This is a genomic window from Okeania sp. SIO3B5 (genome assembly GCF_010692555.1).
Classification (GTDB): Bacteria; Cyanobacteriota; Cyanobacteriia; order Cyanobacteriales; family Microcoleaceae; genus Okeania.
In genome coordinates, this window is the sequence record NZ_JAAHHG010000069.1 from 24,114 (window position 1) to 31,971 (window position 7,858).

The 7,858-nt window shown below is 37.6% G+C and carries 7 protein-coding genes and 1 pseudogene; 4 read left to right on the forward strand and 4 right to left on the reverse strand.

The genetic code is table 11. The features are described from left to right. Positions 1-10: 10 nt before the first annotated feature. The 4 genes from F6K54_RS12320 to F6K54_RS12335 form a co-directional block, all read right to left on the reverse strand. Entirely contained in the window at positions 11-1,522 is a 1,512-nt protein-coding gene (locus tag F6K54_RS12320) for a caspase family protein (RefSeq protein WP_293077845.1), read from the reverse strand. A 142-nt stretch (positions 1,523-1,664) separates the two neighbouring features. Continuing rightward, complete coding sequence (locus F6K54_RS12325) at positions 1,665-1,823, reverse strand: hypothetical protein (RefSeq protein ID WP_293077847.1); 159 nt, start codon at positions 1,821-1,823, stop codon at positions 1,665-1,667. Between the two features lie 428 nt (positions 1,824-2,251). Further along, the gene (locus F6K54_RS12330) at positions 2,252-2,599 is read right to left on the reverse strand and encodes a DUF5615 family PIN-like protein (protein ID WP_293077849.1); all 348 of its coding nucleotides are present in this window, start codon (positions 2,597-2,599) and stop codon (positions 2,252-2,254) included. Between the two features lie 2 nt (positions 2,600-2,601). Further along, a complete protein-coding gene (locus F6K54_RS12335; RefSeq protein ID WP_293077851.1) occupies positions 2,602-2,952 on the reverse strand; it encodes a DUF433 domain-containing protein in 351 nt (116 codons plus the stop codon). A 108-nt stretch (positions 2,953-3,060) separates the two neighbouring features. Between F6K54_RS12335 and F6K54_RS43760 the strand changes: the two are divergent. From F6K54_RS43760 to F6K54_RS12350, 4 genes and pseudogenes are all read left to right on the forward strand, one after another. After that, a pseudogene (locus tag F6K54_RS43760) lies at positions 3,061-3,177 on the forward strand (DNA polymerase subunit beta); the annotation flags it as partial. A 323-nt stretch (positions 3,178-3,500) separates the two neighbouring features. Next, the gene (locus F6K54_RS12340; protein ID WP_293077853.1) at positions 3,501-3,935 is read left to right on the forward strand and encodes an element excision factor XisH family protein; all 435 of its coding nucleotides are present in this window, start codon (positions 3,501-3,503) and stop codon (positions 3,933-3,935) included. Continuing rightward, positions 3,905-4,240, forward strand: a complete 336-nt coding sequence (locus F6K54_RS12345; protein WP_293077855.1) for a XisI protein — start codon at positions 3,905-3,907, stop codon at positions 4,238-4,240. The genes F6K54_RS12340 and F6K54_RS12345 overlap by 31 nt, the downstream gene beginning before the upstream one ends. 469 nt (positions 4,241-4,709) lie before the next feature. Beyond that, complete coding sequence (locus F6K54_RS12350; protein WP_293077857.1) at positions 4,710-7,781, forward strand: phospholipid carrier-dependent glycosyltransferase; 3,072 nt, start codon at positions 4,710-4,712, stop codon at positions 7,779-7,781. The last annotated feature ends 77 nt before the right edge of the window (positions 7,782-7,858 follow it).

Consider the following 7,858-nt stretch of genomic DNA (forward strand, 5'->3'; position numbering starts at 1 on the left):
CTTCTGATATTCAACGATTAAATTGAGCGATTAATAGCCAGAAAGCCATTAAAGTATATATAAATCCCCCACCAAAAATAGCCATCACCATAAGAATTAGGAACGAGTTACTGCTAGAAATTTGATCGTTTTCTATAACGCTTCGCAATAGCGGAATCAACCAAACCAGACAAAATGTGATAGAAGCAATCAATGGCAAAATCAATATTTTCATTTGGTAGCGGGATTGAACAAAAATCAGAGCTACTAAAACAATTAACAACCACAACCAAAACCAGGCACTAATCAAAGTAGTTCCCAGAAGACTAGCTAAAGCAACTGTTAACAAGACTCCTTCAAACCCAGTAAATGCAGATCTGAACAATAATTCTATAGTAGAAGAGAGGTGAGTTGGCTGTCTAGAAGGTTTAGTTGGTTGAAGAACATTTTTTCTGAACTTGATGCCCCCTAACCAATTTTTTGCTGTTCCTCTTAGTTCGATAATTAGAGCTGTATCTTCATGCCTAAGCCTCCATTTTTCCCGAAGGTCTTTTAATTTTTTTAGAGTTCTTGGAGTCAAAGGATTCTCCTCAGCCATTACATCAGTAACAATCTTTTTATATCTATCTAACTTTTGCTGATAATCTTGGTAAGGCTTTAGAACTTCCTGCCTAATTGCTGCAGCCTCTTCCAGCGTTAGTTTCAGTTCAATCCATCTTTCTTCCAAAATGATTTCACTAACTACGTCAATCTTGCCTTCAGACTCTTCAGCATATCTGGAAAGTAATTTGCGATACTCTATTTTGGGTTCGCCGACAGGTGCTTTAGCTATGAAGATTTTATAACCATCCTCTTCTATATCAATTCTTGGTTTCATTTTCATTGTGGTTTCTTCTTGAACTTTTTGCTTCGCATACTCATGCAACTCATCAACAGAAATCCAACCGTTCTGATCTTTATCGGCAGAGCCACTTTCAATACCCTCGACAAGGTAATGGGTGTATACCGATAGTTCTGATTCATTAGAACTATAGGATAATCCGTAGAAACTAGATGATGCAAGAACAGCCCGCCCCTTGGAACTTAGCTTATTCTCGATATCTACTGGTCCTTTGGGATTTAAACTATAAGCTCCACTATAACAACAATCAAGAATTATTACTTGTTGCTGAGAGTGACTATCTTTCATGATTTGACTTACTGTATTAGAATTAACTGCTGTCGATCTGAGTAATTTTTTGCTAGTCTTGGTAGTTGCAAAATAAAGACTACCGCCGTCATCTATGAGTCCATGACCAGAAAAGTAGAACAGTATGAAATCATTCCTTCCCCGACCTGAAAATATTTCTTCAGTTGTCTGTGTCATTAATGTGACATCAGGATTTATCAGTTTCTTCACATGGGACTGCTCAAATTCTCCTAGCTGTGGATTCAGTAATACTTGCTCCATAGCTTCGACATCTTTTTCAGCAGCGGGAAGTGGTGATAACGATTCATCCGAGTCATACTCACTTACTCCGATCAGCAATGCTACTTTAACCATTGTTAATTTATGATAATTATTTAACCAACTTTTCTACATCTTGTATAGCTGCAGATAAGTCTTTTTGACTCTCTACTTTCAGCTTGATTTATCCTTTTTTATCAATTTTTACTTCAACCTCAGTTGCTTTCGCAGACAGACGCTACCATAAAAATGTTATAAAAGTCTTGATATTTGCTAGATTAATCTCTACATTGAAGATGCCTGGTTCTTGCCTGTCACCTTGAGCTGCTTTTGCTCCTTCAGGTAAGTTTGAAACAGGTATGCAACTAACCTCTACTTCTTCCAAGTTGTTACGCATTTGTGTACGCAATTCTCATGTAAAGACTTCTAGTCGTTCTTCACCATCTAGATTATTAGAATCTCTAAAATCTATTGTAAGCTGAAAATTAGGTGTGTTAGCCATATTAACCTTCTAAAGACCTATTGCATTTGCCTTTCACCAAGGCAATTACTAAATATTATATATTATATATATTATATACCAGTATCTGAGTAACATAATTTTTGATAAATAGGAAGGCTTTTGAGAATTGGTATTAAACTTGGCTAATCTCTCATCTCTCATCCAATAATTATAAAACTATGATTGCCTAAGAAAAAAACAGAGGTAGGGTGAGTTAAATATTCTCTCATTCATTCTCTTTCTATACTTGAAGTTTGAGACATAGTGTTGTGAGCAATTTTATGGTAAGCGATCGCTCACAAAATTTGCCAGTTATAGTGGTATTAAAAAGGCAAATATTCAACTGTATTCAGCCATTCATCAGGTTCAGAACCTAAAGCAATTAATTCTAAATCCTTGACAAACTCTCCTATCGTACCTCCAAGTTGATGACCAAATATTAAACCAGCAAATGGTTTTCCTTGACGTTGCCAAGTTTCAGCGAGTACCTTAAAACCAATATCTTGAGTAAATAAAACTCGACCCTGCAAAGTTGCTCGTGCCAAAAGTTGATCGTCTGGTAACTCTGCTGCATCATCTTCTATTGCGGTAATAACATCAACTCCACGACGACGTAGTTGTTCAGTAATAGCTATGGGAATATGAACATCCATGTAAAGTGCAACAGACATTTTTATAGTAACCCCTTGAGACGCATCCGTACTAAAAAGGGTGAGGGAGAAGCAGCAGATTTTTCCCGTTGTACTTGCTCCCACTCCAGACGAATTTCTGTATTAATCTCATCCTCATGGTCAAAATAATATGTCATTGCTGCATGAGCTTCTGAAAGCATTAAATAAGGATGTTGGCGACACATTTCGTCAACAGACCATCCATAAGCTAAATAATCCATAACAATTTGAGCAACGCGCACTCTGGGTATTCTTTGTAGTCGTGGGGGTTGATTTTCCTCTATTTTTATATGAGGATAGTTAACTTTTGCAGTCATAGTTTTTGGGGATGGATAATTGATAATTGATAACATAATTTTTGACAAATAGCAATATTTTTGATAATTTGTATTAAACTTGGCTAATATTTCATGTTGTATACTTAAAGTTATTTCAGTTTTATAAAGCAGGAATTCAAGGTAATGTCATTAATGAGATTATTACAAGAAAAACGTGGTGAAATTCTCAAGATTACTGAACAGCATGGGGCTTTTAATATACGGGTGTTTGGTTCAGTAGCAAGGGGAGAAGTTAACGCGCGTCAGAAGTCAGAAGTCAGAAGTCAGAAGTTAACCCACCCCTCGCCCCTCCCCCTCCCAGGAGGGGAAGTAGGGGATTTAAGCCCTGCTCCAAAAATATTACGCCTTAAAAGGCGGGGTTTTAGACCCTTATTATTTTGATAAAGAAACCAGCGATATTGATTTGTTGATTGATTATGATTTGGAAAAAATTACTCCTTTACAGAACTACCTATGCCAAATAACTAAGAAACCGGGTTTATTACCGTGATATTGTTGTTCAAACCACGAAATTTCCTTGATCAACTCGGTTTCTATATAAAAACTACCCTCAGTATTTCTTTATGCCAGCTAGAGATGCTTACCATAACAACTTAATTAATGCTTTAGTCAAAGATAATTGGAGCATAACTGATGACCCTTACGTTATCAAGTGGGGTTCCAGAGATATGTTCGTCGATTTGGGTGCTTCTTTACTTCTGGCAGCAGAAAAAGAAGAAGTAAAAATAGCAGTAGAACTGAAAAGTTTTGCAGGCCGTTCCCCAATCAATGACCTAGAAAATGCGGTTGGTCAGTATATCGTTTACCACGATGTACTCAAAAAAACAAACCCAGAAAGAATCCTCTACTTAGCAGTAGATGAAGAAGCTTATGAGGGTATATTTAGCGAACCCATCGGCAAACTAATGCTAGAAAACCAACGCTTAAATTTAGTAGCTTTCCACAAATTAGAGGAGGTAATTATTGAATGGATACCATCAGTAAATATCAACAAATAATCGAGAAAATAATCGGCGAATACGCTAAATTGCGCTATTCTGATAGCGAAGTAGAAAGAAAAACGGTTTTTGACCGAGAACAAAACCATTATCTATTAATGATTGTGGGAGTAGAGGGTCATAAAATGGTTCATGGTTGCATAGTTCATCTGGAAATTAAAGAGGATAAAATTTGGATTCATCGCGACGGAATTGAAGATGGTATAGCAGGAGAATTGTTAGCAGAAGGGGTTCCTAAAGACAAAATTGTTTTAGGATTTTATACCCCCGAAAAACGTAAGATAACCGATTTTGCAGTTTGTTAATTTGAGGAGGGTTTCCGCAGCTACAGTCCGGTAATAGACCGTTTTATCTTAAATGGTGCAATAGTAGGGGCGAGTTTTAGCTAGAATTTTCATGCTTACTCTCAGATTTACATAAACCCGCCCCTAGTACGGTGGCTTATATCATTGGGGGCGGGTTTATCTGACTCAATCAGGACTTACGCAAAGGCTCTATATATAGAGTATTGCTCAGTTACGCTAGCGCTAACGCACCCTACTGGACTGACACTTATGCAACAAAGCCGTTATTAGTTATCAGTATGCAGATTAATCATCCGTGCATCCGTGGCCAAATCGGTGTCTTGCCGTGTCTTGCCCTGACTTATGCAACAAAGCCGTTATCAGTCATCAGTATGCAGATTAATCATCCGTGCATCCGTGGCCAAATCCTTGTCTTGCCGTGTCTTGCCCTGACTTCTAACTTCTACTAAACCTACTGATACCTGAAATTATGATTGCCCAAGAAAAAAAACAACCCAAAACTAATCATATTCTTACCTTAACTATCCTATGGTTATTCGCAGCAGTGAGCGATCGCCTCTGGTTTGCTTTTGATAAGTCTGTTCCTGCTTGGGATCAAGCTGACTATCTCACGGGTTCTCTGACTTACTGGCGTGCTTTTCAAAATGTGCAACTGTTTTCTGGGGAATGGTGGCAGCATTTTTGGGAGCTTTCGCCGAAGGTTCCGCCGTTGACTTATATTCTTACTGTTCCATTTCAAGTGATTTTTGGTAGGGGTGCTGATCAAGCAACTTTAGTACATCTATTTTTTAGTGCTATTTTACTGGCTTCAGTTTATAGTTTAGGCAAAAAATTATTTAATCAAAAAGTTGCTTTTTGGGCAGCAGTTTTATGTATATTATTTCCAGGATTATATAGATATCGTTTACAGTATTTACTCGACTATCCTCTCACGGCAATGGTAACTTTAAGTTTCTGTTGTTTAACGTTTTGGTATTGGGATAGGGAACAGGGAACAGGGAACAGGGAACAGGGAATAGGCAATAGGGAAAATAAAACGGGAAAAATTGACCAAGAAAAATTTAATTTTAATAGGGAACAGGGAACAGGGAATAGGGAAAATAAAACGGGAAAAATTGACAAAGAAAATTTTAATTTTAATTCTGAAACAACGTCTATTTTCGATAAATTACTGTCAAAATTATCTGCTATAGGGAACAGAGAACAGGGAACAGGGAACAGGGAACAGAGAATGGGGAAAATTGACAAAACAAAGTTTAATTTTAATTCTGAAACAACGTCTATTTTCGATAAATTACTGTCAAAAATATCTGCCATAGCAAATACAGCGTATTTCATATTAGTGAGGTATACCAGTCGCGGGCAAGATGCCCGCACTACAAATCTAAAAAATTGGCTTTGGGCGACTGCTTTTGGTTTGGCTTTTGGTGCTGCAATTTTAGTTAAACAAACTACCATATTTTTTCTATTCATTCCGTTACTTTCGATAGGAATAAATATTCTCAGAAAACGGCAGTGGCAAAAGTTAATTCAACTAATTTTTTCTCTGTGTTTATCTGTAGCAGTTTTTTATCCTTGGGCGAGAACAAATTGGCTATTAATGTTAACTGCTGGTAAGCGGGCAACTGTAGATTCTGCTATTGCTGAAGGCGACCCCAATTTATTGAGTTTGGATGCTTGGCTTTATTATTGGAAACTGCTGCCTTATCATATTTCTTTGCCTCTGTTAATTATTCCTATTGGTGGATTGATTTTTTACCTAATTCGGTCGTTCAAAAAACAGGATAAATTATCATCAAATTACCTTCAATCTTGCCGATGGTTAGCTATTTTTTTAATTGGCGGTTATCTCATTTGCTCCCTCAATATCAATAAAGATTTCCGCTACACTTTGCCATTATTGCCAGTTTTATCAATTTTATTAGCCTTTGGTTTAATGCAGTTTCCGATAAAAGTAGGAAAACAAATTCGCTGGTTTACTATTGGTTTAGCCATTATTTTAATGGTATTAAATCTCTGGCCTGTAGGTGGAATTTTCTTCAGAAAAATTTCTGCTTGGTTGAGTCCTGGTGGTGTTTATTATGCACATTTAGGTAAAGAATGGCCTCATCAAAAAGTAATTGCTGAAATTGTCAAAACTGACCCCTATTTACGGTCAACTTTAGGAGTTTTACCTTCCACTCCAGAAATTAATCAACATAACTTAAATTATTACGGTGCTTTGCAAAACTTACAGGTTTACGGTAGACAAGTAGGAACTAACTTAAAACAAGTACCTAAAGATGTGCGATCGCTCTCTTGGTTTATCACGAAAACTAATGATCAAGGTTCGGTAAAAAGAATTAAAAAAGCTCAAGCTGCTATTGTTAATATCATCGAACAAAACCCAAATTTCCAACTACAAAAAAGTTGGCTTTTGCCAGATAATAGTAACTTAAATCTTTATCATAATCAGTTTTTACCTGTAGAAGTTCATCCTCTGAATAAACCACAGGGAAAAGTCAAATTAGACTATGTAATTTTATCGCCAAAAATTCAACCGGGAGTGCCAATACCTATTACCTATAAATGGTCTGGTTCTTGGCAAGAATTACAGTCAGGTTTAGTGTTGTTAACTTATCGTCGAGAAAATATAGCAATTCCCACAGTTACGAAGTACATTTATAATCCCCCTAAATCCCCCTTAGAAAGGGGGACTTTGAACGTTCCACCCTTACAAAGCAGGGCAGAGGGGGGATATAAAACTGTATCTCATAGATTAAAAAACTGCTGTATTAATCCACTACAATTTCAGCAATTAGTTTCTGACAATATCTCAGAAAAATCTATTACAAGTTTCATTCACGATCGCGCTATTGGAATGGGGAGTTTATATCCTGGTGTGTCTCCAGCAAATAAGTCTGAAGTCGGGTTTGAAATTATTGAAAGGATAGGAATGTTACCACCTGACAATATTTCATCGGGAAATTACATATTAGAAGCGACTTACCTTAACCGGAAAACTGGAGAAACTTATCCTATTCCCATACAACCCCCGGTGCGTGTGGAAGTAGACTCCCAGGCCGAAATATTACCAGCACCAGAATTAGATTTGGTGACACAGTTGCGGATGTGGGGGCAAAAATTGCCTCTGGGAATAAAAGGTTTAGAAACTGTATTTGAGGAAGTGGGGCGAGTTAACCAGTACGATCCAGTCCAAGATTATACCAAACAAGCAGAAAAAACTTTGGCATATCGTTTGCAGCAAGACCCAAATAATTTAGAGTTGCTCTATGGGTTGAGTTTGGCTAGGGTTTTACAAAAGGATGCAGATGGAGCGATCGCTGCTTTGACTAGAGTTACTGAGTTAGATTCTCAAAACCCCTTTGCCTATGCTTATTTGGCTTTTGTTTATCTATATAACTTAAATCCAGGGGCGGCAGAAATAGCTTTGAAGTCTGCTTTGGAGCTTGAACCCACTCAGCCAGAAATTAGAGCTTTATATGGAATTGCTGCTTTGATGCAAGGGAATTTATTTAAGGCGTGGCGTTATCTTAAATAGGGAGTGGGGGAGTGGGGGAGTAGGGGAGTAGGGGAGTAGGGGAGTGGGGGAGTGGAGGAGTGGGGGAGTGGGGGGGA